We start from the raw sequence: 21154 nt of genomic DNA on the forward strand, positions 1-21154 counted from the left end.
AGCCTCCCCCGCCCGGGCACTGCCGACACCGGGAAGCATAGGCTGAGCATGGCGACGAAGGCAACGGAACGAGACGAGACCGAGGCGGCCCCCGAGCAGCAGACCGACGGCCCGCTCCTCGACCTGACGGATGCCTCCGTCAAGCGGATGATCAAGCTCGCCAAGAAGCGCGGCTACGTCACCTACGACGAGCTGAACGAGGTGCTGCCGCAGGAGGAGTTCACCTCCGAGCAGATCGAGGACGTGCTGGGCCAGCTGTCCGAGCTCGGCGTCAACGTGGTCGAGGCCGAGGAGGCCGACGAGCAGCAGGGCGAGGCCGCGCCGCAGGAAGGCGCCGAGGAGGAGGAGGCGAGCGAAGGCGGCGAGGTGGCCGAGGTCGCCGCCGCCCGTCCGGTCGCGCTCCGCGCCGAGACCACCAAGGAGCCGACCGACCGCACCGACGACCCGGTTCGGATGTACCTGCGCGAGATGGGCTCGGTCGAGCTTCTCTCCCGCGAGGGCGAGATCGCGATCGCGAAGCGCATCGAGGCCGGGCGCGAGGCGATGATCGCCGGCCTGTGCGAGAGCCCGCTGACCTTCCAGGCCATCATCATCTGGCGCGACGAACTCGTCGACGGCCGGGTGCTCCTGCGCGACATCATCGACCTCGAGGCGACCTATGCCGGCCCCGACGGCCGCGCCGGCCCCGCCGAGGGCGAGGTCGAAGGGGAGGGCGACGAGGAGGCCGAGGGCGAGACCCCGCCGGAAGGCGAGGGCGACGAGGACGACCTCGAGAACAACGTCTCCCTCTCGGCGATGGAAGCCGAGCTGAAGCCGCGCGTGCTCGAGACCTTCGACGCGATCGCCGAGAACTACCGCAAGCTGCGCAAGGTCCAGGCCGAGCAGGCCGAGACCCGGCTCAAGGGCGCGGCGGCCTCGGAGTCGCAAGGCCAGCGTTATTCCGAGCTGAAGAACACCGTCGTCGCCGACGTGAAGTCGCTGTCGCTGAACGCCAACCGCATCGAGGCGCTGGTCGAGCAGCTCTACGACATCAACAAGCGCCTGATCTCGCACGAGGGCCGCCTGATGCGGCTCGCCGAGAACCACGGCGTCGCCCGCGACGAGTTCCTGCGCCACTACCAGGGCTACGAGCTCGATCCGCACTGGGTCGAGCGGGTGGCCAGGCTCGGCGGCAAGGGCTGGAAGAACTTCACCGAGCGCGGCGCGGTCAATATCCTGACTTTGCGCGAGCAGATCATCTCGCTCGCCTCCGAGACCGGCCTGGAGATCCAGGAATACCGGAAGATCGTCCACATGGTCCAGAAGGGCGAGCGCGAAGCCCGCCAGGCCAAGAAGGAGATGATCGAGGCGAACCTGCGGCTGGTGATCTCGATCGCCAAGAAATACACCAACCGCGGCCTGCAGTTCCTGGACCTGATCCAGGAGGGCAATATTGGCCTGATGAAGGCCGTCGACAAGTTCGAGTACCGCCGCGGCTACAAGTTCTCGACCTACGCCACGTGGTGGATCCGGCAGGCGATCACCCGCTCGATCGCCGACCAGGCCCGCACGATCCGCATCCCGGTCCACATGATCGAGACGATCAACAAGATCGTCCGCACCTCGCGCCAGATGCTGCACGAGATCGGCCGCGAGCCGACCCCGGAGGAGCTGGCCGAGAAGCTGGCGATGCCGCTGGAGAAGGTGCGCAAGGTCCTCAAGATCGCCAAGGAGCCGATCTCGCTCGAGACCCCGATCGGCGACGAGGAGGATTCCCACCTCGGCGACTTCATCGAGGACAAGAACGTCGTCCTGCCGATCGACGCGGCGATCCAGTCGAACCTGCGCGAGACCACCACCCGGGTGCTCGCCTCGCTCACCCCCCGCGAGGAGCGGGTGCTGCGCATGCGCTTCGGCATCGGCATGAACACCGACCACACCCTCGAGGAGGTCGGGCAGCAATTCTCGGTGACCCGCGAGCGCATCCGCCAGATCGAGGCCAAGGCCCTGCGCAAGCTCAAGCATCCGAGCCGGTCACGGAAGCTGCGGAGCTTCCTCGACAATTGAGGTCTGCGACGATCAGCCAGAAGGCCCGGGAGGTACCCCTTCCCGGGCCTTCTTCGTTACACTCACGCGGCCGGATCCATGCTGGCGCGCCTCCGAGTCAAGTGCCGGATGCGCGCCCCGCCGCCCCGTTGCCAAGCCTTGCCGTCCCGCACGGCAGCGCCCATGTCAGAGCCATGTCCGACCAGCCTCGCACCACCTCCGTTCCGACGCCCACGGCCGCGGCGGACGGGTCGGAGGCGAGCGACATCCCGATCGGCCTGTTTCGCGATTGCGTGGCGCTCCGCGACTGGCTGCTCAGCGAGGGCGCGCGGCTGCCGGAATCCGGCGATCTCCTGGCCGGCATGGCCGAGCGGCTGAACGCCCTCGGCGTGCCGGTCGACCGGGCGACCACCGCCATCGACGCGCTGCATTCCGACTATTCCGGCGTCGGCCGGTTCTGGACCCGGGAGGACGGCGTCAGCTTCCGCCTCTTCCCGCATGGCGAGGCGACCGAGCAGGCGCTCGCCCGCAGCCCCTTCGCCCATGTCTACGCCACCGGCGAGTGGCTGATCCTCGACCTGCGCGAGACGCCGGACGACCGCTACAGCATCATCCCGGAGCTGAAGGCGGCCGGCTACACCCATTACATCACCGTGCCGCTGTTCTTCACCAACGGCACCAAGAACGGCGTCACCTTCGCGACCCGGGATCCGCGCGGCTTCGGCGACGACGATCTGGCGATCATCCGCTTCATCATCCCGACCCTGTCGGCGGTGATGGAGATGCGCGGCCTCAACGCACGGCTCGACCACGTGCTGCGGGTCTATGTCGGCGACGGGCCGCACCAGGCGATCCTGGCCGGCTTCATCCGCCGCGGCCAGGTCGAGCGGATCCGCTCGGCGATCCTGTTCGCCGACATGCGCGGCTACACCCACCTCACCGACGCGCTCGCCCCCGAGGCCTCGGTGGAATTGCTCAACACCTATTTCGACTGCCTCGTCCCGCCGATCGAGAGCGAGGGCGGCGAGGTGCTGAAATACATGGGCGACGGCCTGCTGGCGATCTTTCGCGAGAGCGGCGACGATCTCGGCGGCGCGGCGCAAGGCGCGCTCACCGCCGCCCAGGCCGCGCTCCGCCGCGTCGAGGAGGCCAACCGCGCCGGGCGCTTCCCGACCCGCATCGAGATCGGCATCGCGCTCCATCACGGCGAGGCGGCCTACGGCAATGTCGGCTCCGGCGCCCGGCTCGATTTCACGGTGATCGGCCGCGACGTGAACCTCGCCAGTCGCCTGGCCAAGCTCAACAAGGTCCTGTCCGAGCCGCTCCTGATGTCGAAGCCCTTCGTCGACTACCTGTGGGGCGATCCCGAGCTGCTCGGCACCCACCCCCTCGACGGTATCGCCGAGGAGATGGCGATCTATCGCCCCGGCAAGGGCGGGTGATCGCGGGTGGTTGACGAATGCGGGCCGGCTCGCCAAATTCCGGCCGTTCCAGGGAGATCCCCGGCAAGGGGCTGAGACACCGCTGGACCGTGAGCCCCATGGCTCCGGTCGGCGCGGAAATCCTTCGAACCTGATCCGGCTCATACCGGCGTAGGGATTGGACAGGTCCGTCAGGACCGAACGCGCATCATCCGGCAATCGGGCGCAGTCCACTCTCTCCGGGCCACCGTGGAGACGAGGGTGCACGCGCAGACGATCGGACGGCGGGGCGGACCGGCCGAGGATCTCCAGGCAGGGGATCCCCGGTCCGGAAGGCTGCCGGAGCGCGCCGATGTGGCGGTGATCGGCGCAGGGCTGATCGGGCTGTCGGTGGCGTGGCGTCTCGCCAAGGGCGGTCTGGCGGTCGCGGTGATCGAGCGCGGGCGGGCCGGCGACGGTGCCAGCCTCGCCGCCACCGGCATGCTGGCCGCCGCCGCCGAGCACGAGCCCGGGGCCGAGGCCCTGTCGCCGCTCTGCCTCGAGAGCCAGCGCCTCTGGCACCCGTTCCGCGATGAGCTGGAGGCCGAATCGGGCCTCACCGTCGATTATCGCCGCGAGGGCACCCTCGTCATCGCCCTCGGCCGCGACGAGGTCGAGCGCCTGCGCTTCCGCCACGACCTCCAGCGCCGCGACGGGCTCAGGGCCGAGTGGCTGTCCGGTCCGGCGGTGCGCGCCCGCGAGCCGGGCCTGCGCCCTACCGTCACCGCCGGCCTGTTTTGCCCCGAGGACCATCAGGTCGATCCCGCCCGGGTGATGGCGGCCCTGCGCGGGGCGTTCCGCGCCGCCGGCGGGCGGCTGATCGAGGGCTGCACCGTCACGGCGCTCACCCGCGAGGCCGGTCGGGTCACCGGCCTCGAGACCACGTCGGGTCCCCTGCGCGCCGGCACGGTGGTGCTGGCCTCCGGCGCCTGGGCCGGGGAGGGGAGCCTCGTGCCGGATCTCGCGCTCCCGGTGCGCCCGCTCAAGGGGCAGTCGATGGCCCTGCAGATGACGCCGCGCAGCGGCTCCCTCTCCCACGTGGTCTGGACCGAGCAGGTCCACATGGCACCGAAGGGCGACGGCATGCTGATCGTCGGCGCCACCGTCGAGGAGACCGGCTTCGATCCGCACCTCACCGCCGGCGGCCTCTACGCCCTGCTGGAGGGCGCCCGGCGCGCCCTGCCGGGGGTGGAGGAGATGCAGGTCTCAGGCGTCTGGAGCGGCTTTCGCCCGACCTCGGACGACGACGCCCCGATCCTCGGCGAGGCCCTTCCCGGCCTCGTGCTGGCCGCCGGCCACCACCGCAACGGCTACCTCCTCGCCCCGGTCACCGCCGAGGCCGTCTCCACCCTGATCCTGCGCGGCGAGACGCTGCCGGTGGCGGCGCCCTTCGGCCTCGCCCGGTTCGCCCGCACCCCCGGAGAACCCGCATGAAGCTCCTCGTCAACGGCGAGCCCCGCGACAGCGAGGCCGCCACCCTCGACGCCCTCTGGCGCGACGAGACCGCCGACCTCGACCTGGCGGGGCCACAGGGCTTCGCCATCGCGCTCAACGGCGCGGTGGTGCGCCAGCGCGACTGGGCGGGCACGGCGCTCGCCGAGGGCGACCGCGTCGAGATCGTGCGCGCCATGCAGGGCGGCTAGGCCCCAGACATCCGGAGACATCCCATGACCGACACCCCCGACGACCCGTTCGTCATCGCCGGCACGACCCTGTCCTCGCGCCTCCTCATCGGTACTGCCGGCTACCCGACCCAGGCCCTCATGAGCGAGGCGGTGCGGGCGAGCGGCGCCGAGGTGGTGACGGTCTCGATCCGCCGCATCTCGCTCCACGGCCACGGCTCGGACACCGTGGCGCGGCTGAAGGGCGCCCGCTTCCTGCCCAACACCGCCGGCTGCGAGACCGCCCGCGACGCCGTGATGACGGCGGAGCTGGCCCGCGAGGCGATGGGCACCAACTGGATCAAGGTCGAGGTAATCGGCGACCGCGAGACGCTCTATCCCGACGTCGCCGAGACGATCGAGGCCACCCGCCAGCTGGTCGAAGCCGGCTTCACGGTGCTGCCCTACTGCAACGACGATCCCGTCGTGTGCAGCCGGCTCGCCGATCTGGGCGCCGCCGCGGTGATGCCGATGGGTTCGTTGATCGGCTCCGGCATGGGGGTGGCCAACCCGGCCAACCTCGAACTGATCTGCCGGCGCTCGCCCGTCCCGGTGATCGTGGACGCCGGCATCGGCACCGCCTCCGACGCCGTGATCGCGATGGAGCTGGGGGCCGCCGCAGTGCTTCTCAACACCGCCGTCGCCAAGGCCGACGACCCGGTCCGGATGGCCGGCGCCATGCGCCACGCCGTCGAAGCCGGCCGCCTCGCGCATCTGGCCGGCCGCATCCCGCGCCGCGCCCGGGCCGAGCCGTCGAGCCCGCAGCTCGGCCTCGTCGGCTCGTGAGCCTGCCCGCCCGCCTGCTGATCGTCACCGACCGGCACGGCTGCCCGGAGCCCCTGGCCGATCGCGTCGCCGCCTGCCTCGCGGCGGGCGCCCGCTGGATCTGGCTGCGCGACCGCGACCTGCCGGAGGCGGAGCGCGCGGCCTTGGCCGAGAACCTGGCCGGGCAGGTGGCGCGGGTCGGCGGGGCGCTCACCATCGGCCGCGACGTCGAACTGGCGGCCCGGGTCGGCGCGGCCGGCGTCCAGCTCGGCGCGGCGGCGGACGTGGCGCCGGCCCGGGCGCGGCTGGGGCGGGGCGCCCTGCTCGGCGTCTCCGCGCATTCCATGGGCGAGGTGCGGGCCGCGCGGGAGGCGGGGGCGGATTACGCGACCCTCAGCCCGATCTTTCTGACCGCCAGCAAGCCGGGCTACGGGCCGGCCTTGGGGGTGGATGCTGTGCGTGAGGCGGCCGCACGCCTGCCGGTCGTGGCCCTCGGCGGCATCGACCCGACGACGGCCCCGTCCTGCCGCGAGGCTGGCGCCGCCGCCGTGGCGGTGATGGGGGCGGTGATGCGGGCGCCGGAGGTCGGGACGCTGATCCCGGCCCTCGCCTGACACTGCTCCTCCATCTCGGACAACCGCTTCGCCTCCCACCCCTTTCCCGGATCTCCTTCCGCTGACGCTTCAGTCGTCCGGGAAAGGGCGTAGCGCCTCACCTCCCCGCACCCTCGCCCTGATCCGCTGCCGCACCCGCCGCCATCGGCCCTGCTCGACCGCCCGGATGCGGACCCACTGCGCGCTCCTCCCGGAACGCCCGGCCGGACGGATCCTCCTGCAGCATCGCCTCGGCGAGTGCGCCGATGGCGGCGCGCGAGATCAGCCGGGGGAGGATGAACCCTTCGACGAGCGCCCAGCCACTAGCATTGCACATCAGAGATGAAAAAAATGACTCTGCACAGCAAGCTGAGGCGCTCTGTCTGGTCAAAATTGGTGCGGACGGCGGGACTCGAACCCGCACGACCAGAGGTCGCAAGATTTTAAGAACTGTGATGGGGGCTAACACAGCCTCACAGTGGATCCCATCACCCGGCCTCAAACCCCTTGCAGCATTTAGCTTTCTTGTCGGGAAGCGCCACTCAGGGTAACACTGTCAAACACGCCTTAACGGGCGTTTTGGCATACCCCCGTGTTACCCCTGGAGCGCATCTCGTGACAGCGAAGGTGCTCACCGTGCAAAGTGTAGAACGACACAAGCCGAACCCGGAGCGGCGGCTTGAAATTCCGGATGCGACGCTGCCCGGGTTCTACTTGGTCGTGCAGCCGAGCGGGGCGAAGTCGTGGGCGGTGCGCTACCGCATCAACGGGCAGCCCCGGAAGTACACCATCGGCGCCTATCCGCTGTTCGATCTAGGGGCAGCACGAGCACGTGCCCGCGAGGCGCTGCAGATGGTCGCCCTGGGCCGTGATCCATTCGTGGAGAAGAAAGCCGCCGCCGCTGCAGCTCGCGTCGCCGAGAAGGATCGCGTTGCGCACGTCGCGACGATCTACGTGGACCGGCATCTAAAGCCGAATGCAAAGCCGGGCTACGCCGAGACAGCCGCAGCGCTGATCACCAACCACGTGCTGCCATGTTGGGGTGAGCGCCGGATCGGTGACATTGGCCGAGCAGATGTCGTCGCGCTGGTTGATAGCCTCACCGACAAGGGCATGACCACCGGCGCCAACCGCGTGTTCGCCACCACGCGAGCGATGTTTAACTTCGCACTCGCCCGGGGGATGATCCCAACCACACCGTTCCTCGGCCTTAAGCCGCCCTTGGCGGAGACCAGCCGCGATCGCGTGCTGACCGATGCCGAAGTTAGGCTCGTCTGGAAGGCAGCGGAGGCGGTCGGCTTCCCGTTCGGCCCGATGGTCCAACTGCTCCTCCTTACCGGCCAGCGGCGCGATGAGGTCGGCAAGATGGTCTGGCCGGAGCTGGACGGCTTGGTCTGGACCATCCCGGCGGTGCGAACGAAAAATTCCCTTGAGCACGTCGTGCCGCTGTCGCCGCAGGCTCGCGCGATCCTCGACGCAGCCCCTCGCATCGTGGGTGCCGGCTTCGTCTTCACGCGGAGCGGTACCGCGCCGGCGGCGGACTACTCCGCCGGTAAGAAGCGCCTGGACTCTGCCATGCTGACGATCGCCAACAAGGAGGCCGCCCAGCAGGGGAGGGACCCAAAGGCCGTCAGCATGCCGCCTTGGCGCCTTCACGATCTGCGCCGCACCTGCAGCTCGGGCATGGCACGGCTCAAGGTCACCCCGCATGTTATCGAAGCGGTGCTGAACCACCGCTCTGGGACGATCAGCGGCGTCGCCGCCGTTTATAACCGCTACGCTTACCTCGACGAGAAGCGGGCGGCGCTGGAGATGTGGGCGCAGCATATCGCGAGGCTTGCAGAATGAGCGGTTTGACAATTGGGAACTTCGGAGCTTTTAGGGAACAGCTGCTCCAGAGCGCGAAATGGGCATCGCGGCAACAGCCAAATATAAGGGCTGATATAATTAGAACTATTATTAAGAATAGTACTTTTGACGATCACTCAGCCTTGATTTTTGACTATTCATTTGAGTTGGTTTCTGAGGCGGAAATATTTGAGGCTGCCTATTCGGATGTTAGTGGCTCTGAATATTTTCAAGGATGGCTTCAGGACGAGTGTGAAGATATCAATCGGACAATCGACCTTCTAGCTTTGCATCTTGCCAAGCAGGCGGAAACCGGTGCGGATTGGCGCGTTGCTCATAAAGAATTCCGTGACGGAAGCCTCGCCGTCAAGTTGCGCAGCGCTTTCATATCAGCCGCTAAATCGAAGTGCGATTGGATATCATGCAGTGACACTAGGATAGAATTCCACAATCGCTGGCTTAATGAATTTATCAACTTCGGACCTAAATATAGCCCGGTCGAGATCCAAGTGAAGCGTCTCTCTGCAATCAAGTGGATGTGCGAACAGCCCTGGTACGCAATATATGTTCCCGACGCTATGCGGTGTATTGTTTCTCCATCAGGCGCAAATCCGAAAAAACAAGCAGATAAAAAAATTGAGACGCCACTTCCTGCGATAAACAACCGGAAGCCTGGTCGTGGAAAAGACTCAGGACTGCAAAGAAAAGATCGATTATTATTCCCAAAGATTGATGAGATGCTGAAAAATGGACAGGCATCGTCACCTAATCGTGCCGCTATTATGATCGGTCCTGAAATTGCAGGTCCCGGCACGCTGGAAAACCGCGCGCTAAGAGTGGCGAGGCTCTACAGAAGAGAGCGCAAGCGGCCGTCATAGCTGTTGGAGAGAAACGAATTGAAAGTCAGCTTCATATTTCGCTTCATTCAAATTCAATGACTTAGCCAAACATCTGATCATGATGGCGAGCGTCCCCTAACGAGGAGCGACGCGATGCCACTTGATAAGACTAGCCAAGCAGGGGAGCTGCTGCCGGCACTCCACGTGCGGCAGCGGTACAACATTAGCGACATGACGCTTTGGCGCTGGGAAAAAGATCCTAAGCTGCAATTTCCTGCGCCCATCCGGATCAACGGGCGCCGTTACTGGCGCTTGGCTGACCTTCAGGGCTTTGAACTTCGCCAGTCCTCGCAGCGGGAGGCCGCGTAACGCTTATGGCTATGAACGTCGAAGCCCGCGCGGCGGTGGCACGCCGGCGGGCCTCGGAAAGTGTCTGCATAGCGGCTGACCTCTCCGAAGTAGCGCAAATTGCCTCGCAAATCCAGATCCGGCGCATCTTGGGCCGGTTCGATTTCAGCCCCGAACTCGCTCGCGTCGCTGCGGAGCTAGCGTTCACCACGACCGGGAGGCGCGCATGAGCGCCCCCACCACCGCACTCCGGCCGGCCGATCGATATGGACCGTGGGCCGACGGACTGAGCACGGCCGAGCGCCGCGCCCGTCTCAGATGTCTGAGAACGATTGTGCATCTTGTCTGCGGCAGCCACGGCGCTGATCTGGCCGCGACGCTGGAGCAGGCGGAATACGATGGCGATGCCCTCCGACGCTCTGTCGATCAGCTGGCGCAGCTCGCCTCCCTAGACCGCCGGAAGGTGCTGACGACGTTCGCGACGCTGCACCGCCGGCGCGCGCCGAACCGGGGGAGCGAGCCATGAACGCGCCTCTCCGGAACACCGATCACACCGCCCACGGCAGCCCCGAGATGCTGCGCGAGAGCGCGGCAGAGTGCTTGAGCATGGTCAACTTCTACACCGGTATGGCGGTCGACTACGCGGCTGCCACCGACGATGTCGGGCTCAACTATGCGACCCGCCAAGCCGTCGCCGCCATGCGCCAAGCCATCGGCATCCTCGGGATGCTTCGTGCCACGCAGGAGGCCCGGCGATGACTGCGGCTTTCCAAGTAGAGGCTCCTTCCCTGCCTGCGGCCCTCGCGCCCATGATGGCTGAGCGCCGGTGGCTGGTGTGGAAATGGGAGCCCGATCCGAAGTCGGGCAAGCCGACAAAGGTGCCCTACCGCGCCGGTGCGCCGGACCGCCGCGCTGCCAGTGATAACCCTGCTACATGGGGGGATTTCGCTGGTGCAGCGCGGGTCGTAGCCGAGGGCAATGCGGACGGTATCGGCTACGCCCTGATGGGAAGCGAGATCGCGGCCTTCGATCTGGACGATTGCAGGGACAGTGAGACTGGACGCATCGACCGTTGGGCCCTCGACCTTATCGAGCGGGCCGGCAGCTACGTCGAGGTGACCGTCAGCGGCAGCGGCTTGCGCATCCTCGGCCGCGCGACCGGAGAGCACGAGCACCGCAACCAGGCAGTGCCGAATTCGGATGGAGCCCGGCTTGAGACGTACCGCCGGGCTAAGCGGTTCATCGTCGTTACCGGCGACGTGCTCGAAGAAGCATCCGGCGAGCTGGCAGACCTCGACACGCTGATTGACGAGATGGTGTCGAGCCTCGACGCATCCGCGAAGGCCGAGAAGGAGCGGCAGCGAGCGGAGCGCGATCGTGAGCGGCGCCAACAAATGACGCGGAACAGCGCCGGTTACGATCACTGGTTCGAGCGATCCGAGGAGCTGCCGCGCGAGCTTGAGGAGCTGATCCGGTACGGTGCCCCCGAAACTGAGCGCAGTGACCAATTCCACCACGTCGTCGGATAGCTGAAAGACCGCGGTTGGTCGGTCGGCGAGATCGAGACGAAACTCGCAGCTCACCCGGACGGCATAGCCGAGAAGTACCAGGGGCGGCTCTGGCGCGAGGTGGAGCGATCGTTCGGCAAGACCGATGGACCGCGCGAGCGCGCCCAGTTCGGCGAGCGCCGAGAGGCTCGCCACGGCGGCGCACGTCAGGCCGAGCCGCCACAGCCAATCGAACTCCACTGGCACGGTGAGGCGGATCCGAATGCGGATCGGGCGTGGCTGATCCGGCATTTGGTGTTCGAGACCGGCAAGGGGCTGGTGGCGGGACAGTGGGGTGCCGGGAAGACCTTCGGCGTGCTCGATATGAGCGGGTCCGTGATGACCGGCGAGCCGTTCGCCGGCCGGAAGGTGATGCGCACCGGCGGCGTGCTGTTCATTGCGCCGGAGGGTGCCTTCGAGATCCCGGTTCGACTCCGGGGCGTCGTTGAGGGCAAGCTGCGGGGCGCTTCGATGGCTCGGGCTGCCGCGGGCGGTTCCCCGATCGATCCGGACAACCTGCCGTTCGTGTGGATCGAGGAATGCCCGCCGCTTACCAAGGCCGGCAGTCTCGACCGGCTGATTGCAACCGCAAAGACCGCCGCGGCTGAGATGGACCGCCGGTTCGGTGTGCCCATCGTTCTGGTGGTGATCGACACCGTGGCTGCCGGTGCCGGGTTCGAGGACGAGAACAGCGCATCCGAGACGCAGAAGGTGATGGACGCCATGGGGGCGCTAAGCCGGGAAACCGGCGCGTTCGTCCTCGGTGTCGATCACTTCGGCAAGGTGTCAGAGACGGGCACCCGCGGATCGTCGGCAAAGGAGGCAGCAGCCGATGTGGTGCTCGCGATGCTGGCGACCCGCAGCGAGGCTGGGGAGATCAGCAATACCCGTATGGCGGTGCGCAAAGTCCGCGGCGCCCGGAGCGGGTATGAGATCCCGTACAACCTGGAAGTCGTCACCCTCGGCGTCGACCAGGACGACGAGCCGGTAACGACGTGCATCGTCACGTGGCAGACGCAGGCGGAGCAGGCCCCGCAGCCGACGAAGGCGAAGGAACGATGGCCGCAGTCCTTGCGCGTGTTCCGGACAGCCTTGAGCACGGTGCTGATCGATGACGGCAAAGATGCTTGGCCGTTCGGCAGCGAGGGACCGAAGGTGCTCGCCGCTCGCGTCAGCGCCCTGAGGGATGAGTTCTGCCGCGCCTACCCGGTGTCGGGCGAGACCGCCGAGAAGCAGGCTGATGCCAAGCGCAAGGGGTTCGCTCGTGCGCTCAAGGCCGCGATGGACCGGGGCCTGATCGCTACCCGTGAAATCGGGGGCGTGGACCACGTCTGGCAGGTCCCGGACGGACAGGAATGACCGCCCCCACGGACACCGGACAAACAGGACACTCTCTTAGAGATCGTGTCCTGTCCGTCCGGTTTGTCCGGTTTCTGGACATCTCGGACATCCGGGACGTTTGTCCGCTTTGTCCGGTTTGTCCGGCACGTCGAGGGCGCCCTGAGAGGTAATTGGCGCGGTCTTCGGCGCCGCTTGGCAGTGCGGATGAATATCGACAGCTTGGTCTTGGCGCGATACGCCCACAGTGGCAAAATGGAGCGCCGTCCAAGTAGCTGAGTTTCGGCGATAGGTCTGAAATCAAGGCCGCTGAGTTCGAGGGCGGCACGGGTTTAATCTCATATCCGGCAGCGCGACCAATGGGCGGCGCCGCTTCATACTTGACACGAGGCGCAAGCATTACATAATGTTCAACGAACGTCGAGCAATCTGTAAGGCCAGCCATGGCGACCGGCAATTTCGTCAGCTACAGCAGAGTGAGCACTGCGAAGCAGGGCCGCAGCGGGCTCGGCCTGGAAGCCCAGCGCGAGGCAGTGGCGCGCTACCTCAACGGCGGGCGCTGGAAGCTTGTGGGCGAGTTTGTCGAGGTAGAGTCCGGGCGCCGCTCGGACCGGCCTGAGCTTGCCAAGGCGGTCGCGGTTTGCCGGCTCTACGGCGGCCGGCTCATCGTCGCGAAGCTGGACCGCCTGTCCCGCGACCCGGGGTTCCTGCGGGATCTGGAGCGCTCGGGTATCGACTTCGTGGCCGCCGACATGCCGGACGCCAACCGCCTCACAGTGGGCATCATGGCGCTTGTGGCGGAGCAGGAGCGGGAAGCCATTTCCGCCCGCACGAAAGCCGCTCTGCAGGCCGCAAAAGCCCGTGGGAAGGTACTCGGCGGCTACCAGGGGCACAGCTTCACCGACGCGGAACATGAGGCCGCAGCGCGCGCCCGGCGTGCCAAGAGCGACGCTCAGGCTGCCCGCCTCGGTCCTGTCATCGCCGAACTGCAGGCTTCCGGCATCGCCTCGGCCTATGGGCTCGCCAAGGCGCTGAACGAGCGGGGCATCCCTACCCCGCGGGGTAGCACTTGGCAGGCCGTGCAAGTGCAGCGGGTCCTGAGTCGCCTCTGATAACCTCCGCAGCAAGCGGCGGCCCTACAATACTGTCGTCCAATTTTATACAGTGTTACGCGCTGTTATTCAGTGATAATGCGCCATTAGTTCGAGCCAAGGCGCTACTAACCACTTGTAAATTAGGCCCGTATTGGAGATATAATCTGCGATGCTGTTCCGGCTGTTCATTCGGTCACCAGCTTCGCGGGCCGTTTCCTGAGGGTGCCGCGCTCCATCCGATAACGGGAACTTCGGCTCCGTGGCCCGCACTTACGGTGAGGGCGGTCAAGCCGAGGAAGGGCGCACCGATTTTCTGGAGCTATGACGTTGCCCACCTCGGTTCATCACCGGAACGCACTCTCCAACGGCTCGCGGCTCCACGTGCGCCACGTCGATGCTCGCACAGAGGAGGGGAGACGGCTCGCCGACCTCATCCACGACCTCACAGAGGAGCGCGGCGGCCCGAAGGCCATCACCATCGTGCAACAGCAGGCCATCCGCCGGTACGCTCAACTCGCTGTCGAGTGCGAGAGCCTGGAAGCTGACCGAGCCGCCGGCAAGCCAATTGATGCCGAAGGCTACGGCCAACTTGCGGACCGGATGGATCGGCAGGCCCGCCGCATGGGACCGATCAAGGCCAGCCGTCCGCCTAACGCCCGGGAAATCGCCGCCAGGAGGAAGCTCTGATGAAGCGCTTGCTGACGATGCGGGATGCTCTGGACGATGCAGACGTGTTCGGCACGATCCTCTCAGGCGAGAGCTGGGCCGCGTGGCGGGTGCTGCTGATCGCGTCGCAGGGTGAGCCCCTGACCAATAACGAACGCGCCATCTTCGCTACCCTCACCGGCCGCGCCAGCGAGCCCGGGGAGCCCGTCGAGGAGCTTTGGGCCATCGTCGGCCGGCGCGGTGGCAAAACGCGCGCCATGAGCGTCCTGGCGGCATATTTCGCGGTGCTCTGCGACTGGTCGGAGGTGCTGGCGCCGGGGGAGCGCGGATCGCTGCCCCTCATGGCCGCCTCGACGTACCAGGCCACGAAGGCATTCAGCTACATCGGCGGCATCTTCGAGCACGTCCCGGCTTTCCGAGATCACGAGATCAATCGCACGTCGGAGATGCTGAGCACGAACACGGGCGTGGACATCGAGGTGCGCCCCGCCAACTTCCGCACGGCCCGCGGCGGCACCCTCGTGGCCGCGCTCTGCGACGAGTTGGCGTTCTGGCGCAACGAGAACAGCAAGAACCCGGACAAGGAAATCCTAGACGCGCTCCGGCCCGGTCTGGGGACCACGGGCGGGCCACTCATCATCATTAGCAGCCCCTACGCCAAGCGAGGCGAGCTATACGGCGCCTACCGCAAGGACTTCGGCCAGAAGGGCGATCCGGCAGTGCTCATCGCCAAGGCGCCGAGCCGCACCCTCAACCCGAAGCTATCCGAGAAGGTCGTTGCCCGCGCCTATGAGCGCGATGCGGCATCCGCCAAGGCAGAGTACGGCGCCGAATTCCGGGAGGATCTTGAGGACTTCGTATCGAGCGAGGTTGTTGACGCCTGCACCGCCGCTGGGGTTTCCGAACTACCAGCCGGCGAGCGGGTCAAATACTTCGCCTTTGTCGATCCGGCCGGCGGCTCCGGCCAGGACAGCATGACGCTTGCCATCGCGCACGACGAGAAGGGCACCATAGTGGTTGACCGGGTGCTAGAGAAGGCGCCTCCCTTCTCCCCCGAGACCACGGTGGAGGAATTCGCCCTGGTGCTCAAAGCCTACCGGGTGGGCGTGGTTGTCGGCGATCGATGGGGCGGCGAGTGGCCCCGTGAAGCGTTTCGGAAGAACAATATCCGGTATGATTTGGCCGAAATGTCCAAGTCTGAGATATACCAGGCCGCTCTTCCCCGCCTAAACAGCAAGACCGTTCGCCTGCTCGACATTGCAAGGCTCAAGTCGCAGCTATGCAACCTTGAGCGCCGCACCTCCCGCGGCAGCCGGGACAGCATCGATCACCCGCCCGGCGAGCACGACGACGTGGCAAACGCGGTGTGCGGGGTGATCGCGCAGCCGCCCCGCGGCTTCCGGTACGGGATGCTCGACGTAGTGGACCGCCAGCGGGCCATGACATGACCAAGCCTCTCGTGCTCATCCCCTACGACAAGGCCGAGGCTATCAGCATCACCGAGGCAGCCTTCGTGGCGAAGTGCTCGGCTAGCACCGTGCGCGGTTGGGCGGCCAAGCACCACATCGGCCGCCGGATCGCGGGCGGCGCCTGGAAGGTCTCAGCGCCGGCCCTGCTGATGCTGCTGGACGACGACTTCGACGCGCTCGGCGCCTACCTCGCCGGTGAGCGCAGCGGGTTGGTGGCGGCCTACTTTATTCGTGCTGGGGTACCGCTTGAAGCTGTACCCCAGATCAATCCTTAGTAAAAGTCTGTATAACAGAGATGCATCGAGTGATTTCAAAAAATTACAACATATTCCAATATTTCGTTTATTGGAATTATTAGTCTGCTTGATCAGTATACTCTTCGACTGCGATTGCTCTGCCCGTTATCGAAACTGGCGTCTCGCAAGCAGTAGTGTTGGCCCAAAATGTTACACAATATTGCTCTGAACTATCCCGAGGATTTCGCGAACCAACTCGTCCAGATTGAGCGACAATCTTGGAAGATCCCGTGCCAATCACAATTTTTCCACCATGCTGAGGCTTCACACAGCTGTCTATAACATGCTCCTGACATCCAGGATTTCTCCATCCATCGTAACGTTCCCCAGAACCTACATGCACCTCATCTCCTTCTACAGCTACTCTAAGCAACTTAGGCGGAGGCGCAGGAGGTAATTCGGAAGGTGGGAGATACCCTCTGGATGAACCAGCATTCTTTGTGTTTGCAACGACAAGTAGATCTTGCTTAGGATCGTCGCGTTTGATCGTTATTGTTTGCGTCAGTTTGTCTTTGAGCTCAGCTCCATCTTTTGCAAAACTAGCTCCGCCAACAATAGATCCATTAACAACCGTAATATCTGATATAACGGCCGCAATATTAGATGTAGGATAATTAGTCCACGTTATTTCAGCAGTAGCGTTATTTTTTCCGAAATCCTGTAGTTTTACAAAAAAACCTCCACTACGCAAGCAGCTTTCAACCACAGATGCGGATGAGGCATCGCCAGAAGATACGATCAGAGACGCCGCACTTTGGCGAATTTGATCAACATTAATGAATTTCTCTAGTTCAGATCTTAGCTTTTCTTTCTTATCATTATTCCATGTGCCAGGTCCTATGCTGATAGGGCCAACCTTAACTTTACCCGAACGAGAAATTGCCTCGCTTGCACTTTTTTCGTCCATTTGGGTTAAGCTCGAGAGAAAAAGCAGCTTACTGTAGTCAGATGAGCTCGAGTTAAAATTTTTAACAACCAAATCTCGAGCCAGCGCATTACAATCGGCCCCTTGAGCGTAAGCGCTCGTTCCAATTGCAAAGAACGCTATAAGTGATAACTTGCTTCTTATCATCTCTGTACTCCTTTTCTATAACCGAAAGACAAGCTAGGGCCATTGAGACTCGGCCTCCGTTACAATATCGGCAATTGCCACTCTTCAAGCAAGCGGATTTGCAAACAACGATCGACGTTGGCTTCGGTCCGCATCAAAGCTGCAAAAATCGCAAAGTCGCCAATTCAGGCCCCGACCATCTCGACACAGGGCCGCAAACGTCCATTCTTGCCCCGACAGAGAGCGCAGAGGCGCGGGGATGACCTGGAATTTGAACGAACGGAAGATCCGACTGCGCAAGCTTTTCCCGGCCGCGACTGAGGAAGAGATTGCCGTCATGGCCGCGAGCAACACACTGCACGACGGCGAAGGCATCCGCATTGGCATGTGGATGGCCGATGGAGCCCGATCGCATAGCGTCTACATCAAGGATGCACCGATGACCCTGGACGATAGCCTTGGCTCTGTACCGTCCGAGTTTCAGAGCAAGTACCGATACATCAGCGGCATGATCCGGGGCGCTTCGAACCCCGTCGTCTTGGAGGACGCCGCGCGCCAAGCGAATGCGCTCGCCGCCCGCATTCGGACCGTGGCGCAGCTCGGCAGCTACGGCCCCATGATGGTCGACAGCGGAGAGAAGGCCGCGCTGAGCTACCTCGCGGACCACCTCAGCGGTGAGGCCAGAGCCGCGAATACCATGGCGCAGCAGACCCGCATGGGGCTCCGCCGATGAGCGCTCATCTCTCCCTCGTGGAGGCGCAGCCCTCCCTCTCCGATCGCATCGCCGCGGCGCTCACCGATGCCACGACCTCCGGTGCTGTCTCGAACCTGATGCGGGATGTGGACGCCGAACTGAGCGCCACCGCCGCTCGCCTGTCCAAGGTCGAGGTGCGCGCCCTGGACCCACTCACGCCGGCCGGCGAGGTGGAGCAGGCGCAGGCTGACCTCATCAGCGCCACCTTCGCGCAGAAGCGGCTCAAGACGGCCCGGGAGCGCCTCGACGTCCGGTTCAAGGCGGTGAAGCGCTCAGAGGACGAGGCGGAGGCCCGGCGGATCCACGCCGCGGTGAAGGCCGAGCTTGACGCTTGCGCCGACCTGCTCCGCAGCCGGTACGTCGCCCTCTGCACCGAGTTGGTGGAGATCGTGGAGCGGTGCGAGCGCGCCGACGCCGAGCGCCGTAACCGCAAGATTTACGACCTGCACCGGCCCGAATTTCTCGCGTTCGGCCTGTCGCACAACTACGACCAGTCCATGCTGGCATCTGCGCTTCGCCTACCTGATCTCACGGCTTCCGGCCGTGCTTTCTGGCCGAAGCCCTGATCCGGGAAATATAGCCTATGGCTGACCTGGCTGCGCTCGGGTTCGAGGTTGATAGCACTCCGCTCACGCGGGCAACGTCCGACTTGGACAAGCTCACGGCCGCGGCGGGTCGGACAGAGAAGGCGGCAGCCCAGATAGGTCGAGGGTTCGATGCCGCGAGTGTTTCCGCTACCAATGCGCAGCGGAGCCTCAACGGCATCAATTCGATGCTTGAGCAAAGCATTCGCTCGCATGTGCAGGCAGAGGCGGCGGCGGGCCGGTGGCATCGGACGCTAGCAGACGGTGCGAAGACCACAGAGCTTGCGGCCTATCAGGTGCAGAACCTGCGGGCGCAGTTCATCGACATCGGGACGACGCTGTACGGCGGAATGAACCCGCTGACGATCCTGATGCAGCAGGGTCCACAGATCGCGCAGATTTTCGGCCCTGGCGCCGGCGTGCGGGGCATCCTCGGCGGTGTGGTCACGGAAGTTCAGCGCCTTGTGCCACTGTCCCTCGGCATCGCCGGAGGTGTGGCCGGCGGCCTCGGAGTGATCGGTAAGGCGTACCTCGAATTTGACGCGAGCCAGAAAGCCGTTGCGGTCGGGCTGACGGGGCTCGGCCAGCAAAGCGGGATCGCAGCCGGCGAGATCGAGAAGATTGGCCGGGCGAGCACCCTGGCGACGGACAGCGCCACCCGGTACGCGACCGCCTTCGCCAGCACCGGCAACGCGACGCGCGACACGCTGACGGCCGCCCTCAACAGCACCCGCGACTTTGCGACGACGTTCGGCACGAGCTTCGATGACGCCGCGAAGATCCAGCAGGAGTTCTTTACGAACGGCTCGGCGGCCTATGACAAGTATGCTGGCCGCCTCGGCACCTACAGCGCAACGACTAGCCGGCTCTTGCAGGACATGCAACGGCAAGGCCGCGGCGGCGATGTAGTGCGCATGGCGCTGGATGAGATCAATCCGCGCCTTGCGAAGTACAACGAGCTTGCGAGCGTAGGAACGAAGGTCACAACGACCATTGGTGATGCGTGGAGTAATTTCTGGTCAAACGTGAACCGCGGGGCTGGGGTCCTTGCCGGCGACAGCCGCCTCAATGTGACGCCGCAGCAGAGTGCCGCCGCCGCTCTAGAAGGCGAACTCGCCCGGTCCCGAGCCGACCAAGAGCGCGCCTCGACGGTCGTGGTTGCGCAGAGCCGAGCGAACCGCCTCTTGGAGGTGAACCCGGTTGAGCGGCAGGTCAAACAAAGTCAGGTCGAAGCCGGTCTAGGCCAGGGCGACAAGTATCAGAGCATTGATGAACGCTTCGCTGGCGTCTTCGGTATGGCGAGCAAGCTCGATATTGGTTCTTACCGGAAAGAACTTCAGGATCGACCCAATACCCCGTATTTCAACAACCAAACGCTCAAGGATGTGGCGGAGCGTGCCGAGCGCACGATGATTGCGACGCCCGACGAGCTGCGGGCGCAGGTCCGGCGCGGCGTCACGCAGTCGAACGACATCACGCAGGCCCGCGCCCTAAACGATGTCTCGGAGCAGTCCACCCGGACGCAGCAGGCTCAGGCGCAGGCCCTTGGCAAGAGTGCCGGCGAGATGGAGCGGCTGACGACCCGGGCCGGGCTGTTGAACCGCGCCCAGGCTGACGGCATTCCGTTGAGCGATGCGAACCGTCGCAGGATTGACGAGGTGTCCGCGGCGATCGGCCGGCAGCAGCAAGCCTATGTCGAGGCGGCAGCCTCCCGTGAGGTGCTGTTCCAGCGTTCGCAGTTGAGCCGCACGCCGCAAGAGCAGGTCGTCAGCGCGCAGGTCCGGCAGATCTACGGCGACAACGCCGACAGCCCGGGAGCCCAGGCGCTGGCAGAGCAGATCCGGCTCAATTCCAGCATTCGCGACACGCAAGCGGCGTGGTCGTCGCTGGCGCAGATGGGAAGCGGCCTCATCGATCCGCTGCTAGACAGTACCCGGTCGTGGAGCAGCGCGGTTGCCGACCTCGCCCGCAACTTCGGCAGGGCGGCCCTACAGGCGGCTTTGTTCGGGCAAGGTCCCTTCGCTGCCCTCGCAGGCACGCAGGGCGCTGGCGCCGGACCTGGCGGCCTTCTAGGCATGGCACTCGGCCCAATCGGAGCCGGTGGGAGAAACGGCGGCAGCGGGTTCCTTGGCTTCCTGGGGCTCGGTGGCGATGCCTCCAATGGTCTCGTGACCGGCGACGCCGCTGATTGGTTCGCCAACGGCGGCGTGATGACGAGCCGCGGTGCTCTGCCGCTGAACCGATATGCGAACGGCGGCGTAGCGAACTCGCCTCAGATGGCAATCTTCGGCGAAGGCAGAGGACCGGAAGCCTACGTGCCATTGCCGGATGGCCGCAGCATCCCGGTCAGCATGAAGAACGGTGCGGCGAACCAGAACGCCGCGCCTGCCATGACCGATGCCCGATCTTACAGCTTTGACCTGCGCGGTTCGACGCTCACCGAAGCGCAGGTTCAGGCGGCTCTGACCCAAGCTATCGCAGTGAACAACCAAGAGCGTGACCGCACTCAATTTGAGCGCGGCGAGGCTTATCGGCGGATGGCCGGCTGATGGCTACGCGCGAGCAATGGCTAATTGAGGAAGGCATGGCCGCTGGTCGCGACCTTGCCGACACAGCCACCGCCGCGGGATTGCGAGCAACTTCGCACGATCCGGTAGTAGTCATGGAGATGGAAATAGGTCGGCGGCTGAACGATGCCGCGGCGGGGCTCGCTGGCAAGGGTTGGCCGGCCGAAGATGTCGGCTTGTGGCGTGGCGGTGTGATGATCGGCGTCGGATTGCGGATGAAGGAGATGGCGAACGGCTGAGATTATCGGG

22 protein-coding genes and 1 riboswitch are annotated in these 21154 nt (G+C 65.1%); of the genes, 21 read left to right on the forward strand and 1 reads right to left on the reverse strand.

The features are described 5' to 3' along the window. Positions 1 to 48: 48 nt before the first annotated feature. The 17 genes from rpoD (at position 49) to G4G93_RS05240 (ending at position 15928) form a co-directional block, all read left to right on the forward strand. Positions 49 to 2046, forward strand: a complete 1998-nt coding sequence (gene rpoD / locus G4G93_RS05160; RefSeq protein WP_165081845.1) for an RNA polymerase sigma factor RpoD — start codon at positions 49 to 51, stop codon at positions 2044 to 2046. A 173-nt stretch (positions 2047 to 2219) separates the two neighbouring features. Next, a complete protein-coding gene (locus tag G4G93_RS05165; RefSeq protein WP_165081847.1) occupies positions 2220 to 3467 on the forward strand; it encodes an adenylate/guanylate cyclase domain-containing protein in 1248 nt (415 codons plus the stop codon). Between the two features lie 41 nt (positions 3468 to 3508). Beyond that, positions 3509 to 3642, forward strand: a riboswitch (TPP riboswitch). Between the two features lie 65 nt (positions 3643 to 3707). Beyond that, complete coding sequence (gene thiO, locus G4G93_RS05170) at positions 3708 to 4919, forward strand: glycine oxidase ThiO (protein ID WP_395412776.1); 1212 nt, start codon at positions 3708 to 3710, stop codon at positions 4917 to 4919. After that, positions 4916 to 5128, forward strand: coding sequence for a sulfur carrier protein ThiS (thiS, locus tag G4G93_RS05175; protein ID WP_165081849.1), 213 nt, complete (start codon positions 4916 to 4918; stop codon positions 5126 to 5128). Before thiO ends, thiS begins: the two co-directional genes overlap by 4 nt. 24 nt (positions 5129 to 5152) lie before the next feature. Then, positions 5153 to 5932: a thiazole synthase gene (locus tag G4G93_RS05180; RefSeq protein WP_165081851.1), complete on the forward strand. Its 780-nt coding sequence runs from the start codon at positions 5153 to 5155 to the stop codon at positions 5930 to 5932. Continuing rightward, a complete protein-coding gene (locus tag G4G93_RS05185; protein WP_165081853.1) occupies positions 5929 to 6525 on the forward strand; it encodes a thiamine phosphate synthase in 597 nt (198 codons plus the stop codon). Before G4G93_RS05180 ends, G4G93_RS05185 begins: the two co-directional genes overlap by 4 nt. 594 nt (positions 6526 to 7119) lie before the next feature. After that, the gene (locus tag G4G93_RS05190) at positions 7120 to 8352 is read left to right on the forward strand and encodes a site-specific integrase (RefSeq protein WP_165081855.1); all 1233 of its coding nucleotides are present in this window, start codon (positions 7120 to 7122) and stop codon (positions 8350 to 8352) included. Continuing rightward, positions 8349 to 9230, forward strand: coding sequence for a hypothetical protein (locus G4G93_RS05195; protein ID WP_165081857.1), 882 nt, complete (start codon positions 8349 to 8351; stop codon positions 9228 to 9230). The genes G4G93_RS05190 and G4G93_RS05195 overlap by 4 nt, the downstream gene beginning before the upstream one ends. A gap of 114 nt (positions 9231 to 9344) precedes the next feature. Then, positions 9345 to 9560, forward strand: coding sequence for an AlpA family transcriptional regulator (locus G4G93_RS05200; protein ID WP_165081386.1), 216 nt, complete (start codon positions 9345 to 9347; stop codon positions 9558 to 9560). 205 nt (positions 9561 to 9765) lie between these two features. Further along, a complete protein-coding gene (locus tag G4G93_RS05205; RefSeq protein ID WP_165081859.1) occupies positions 9766 to 10065 on the forward strand; it encodes a hypothetical protein in 300 nt (99 codons plus the stop codon). Continuing rightward, entirely contained in the window at positions 10062 to 10298 is a 237-nt protein-coding gene (locus G4G93_RS05210) for a hypothetical protein (RefSeq protein ID WP_165081861.1), read from the forward strand. The genes G4G93_RS05205 and G4G93_RS05210 overlap by 4 nt, the downstream gene beginning before the upstream one ends. After that, on the forward strand, positions 10295 to 11068 hold the full coding sequence (locus G4G93_RS05215; protein WP_165081863.1) for a hypothetical protein: 774 nt from the start codon (positions 10295 to 10297) through the stop codon (positions 11066 to 11068). The genes G4G93_RS05210 and G4G93_RS05215 overlap by 4 nt, the downstream gene beginning before the upstream one ends. Before the next feature lie 99 nt (positions 11069 to 11167). Next, complete coding sequence (locus tag G4G93_RS05220; protein WP_165081865.1) at positions 11168 to 12445, forward strand: AAA family ATPase; 1278 nt, start codon at positions 11168 to 11170, stop codon at positions 12443 to 12445. A 422-nt stretch (positions 12446 to 12867) separates the two neighbouring features. Next, positions 12868 to 13536, forward strand: coding sequence for a recombinase family protein (locus G4G93_RS05225; RefSeq protein WP_165081867.1), 669 nt, complete (start codon positions 12868 to 12870; stop codon positions 13534 to 13536). Between the two features lie 309 nt (positions 13537 to 13845). Further along, on the forward strand, positions 13846 to 14205 hold the full coding sequence (locus G4G93_RS05230) for a hypothetical protein (RefSeq protein WP_165081869.1): 360 nt from the start codon (positions 13846 to 13848) through the stop codon (positions 14203 to 14205). Continuing rightward, positions 14205 to 15632 carry a hypothetical protein gene (locus G4G93_RS05235; RefSeq protein ID WP_165081871.1) on the forward strand — a complete coding sequence of 476 codons (1428 nt, stop codon included), beginning with the start codon at positions 14205 to 14207 and terminating at the stop codon, positions 15630 to 15632. Before G4G93_RS05230 ends, G4G93_RS05235 begins: the two co-directional genes overlap by 1 nt. Continuing rightward, on the forward strand, positions 15629 to 15928 hold the full coding sequence (locus tag G4G93_RS05240) for a hypothetical protein (protein WP_165081873.1): 300 nt from the start codon (positions 15629 to 15631) through the stop codon (positions 15926 to 15928). The genes G4G93_RS05235 and G4G93_RS05240 overlap by 4 nt, the downstream gene beginning before the upstream one ends. Before the next feature lie 79 nt (positions 15929 to 16007). Here G4G93_RS05240 and G4G93_RS05245 read toward each other — a convergent pair whose 3' ends face one another. Beyond that, positions 16008 to 17021: a hypothetical protein gene (locus tag G4G93_RS05245; RefSeq protein ID WP_165081875.1), complete on the reverse strand. Its 1014-nt coding sequence runs from the start codon at positions 17019 to 17021 to the stop codon at positions 16008 to 16010. A 238-nt stretch (positions 17022 to 17259) separates the two neighbouring features. On the opposite strand from G4G93_RS05245, the gene G4G93_RS05250 reads away from it, so the two are divergent. The 4 genes from G4G93_RS05250 to G4G93_RS05265 are packed head-to-tail and all read left to right on the forward strand — an operon-like array spanning position 17260 to position 21144. After that, positions 17260 to 17733, forward strand: a complete 474-nt coding sequence (locus tag G4G93_RS05250) for a hypothetical protein (RefSeq protein WP_165081877.1) — start codon at positions 17260 to 17262, stop codon at positions 17731 to 17733. Further along, on the forward strand, positions 17730 to 18320 hold the full coding sequence (locus tag G4G93_RS05255) for a hypothetical protein (RefSeq protein WP_165081879.1): 591 nt from the start codon (positions 17730 to 17732) through the stop codon (positions 18318 to 18320). The genes G4G93_RS05250 and G4G93_RS05255 overlap by 4 nt, the downstream gene beginning before the upstream one ends. A 17-nt stretch (positions 18321 to 18337) precedes the next feature. Then, positions 18338 to 20887, forward strand: a complete 2550-nt coding sequence (locus G4G93_RS05260) for a phage tail length tape measure family protein (RefSeq protein ID WP_165081881.1) — start codon at positions 18338 to 18340, stop codon at positions 20885 to 20887. Continuing rightward, on the forward strand, positions 20887 to 21144 hold the full coding sequence (locus G4G93_RS05265) for a hypothetical protein (RefSeq protein ID WP_165081883.1): 258 nt from the start codon (positions 20887 to 20889) through the stop codon (positions 21142 to 21144). Before G4G93_RS05260 ends, G4G93_RS05265 begins: the two co-directional genes overlap by 1 nt. The last annotated feature ends 10 nt before the right edge of the window (positions 21145 to 21154 follow it).

This window comes from Methylobacterium sp. DB0501 (genome assembly GCF_011043735.1).
Lineage (GTDB): Bacteria > Pseudomonadota > Alphaproteobacteria > Rhizobiales > Beijerinckiaceae > Methylobacterium > Methylobacterium alsaeris.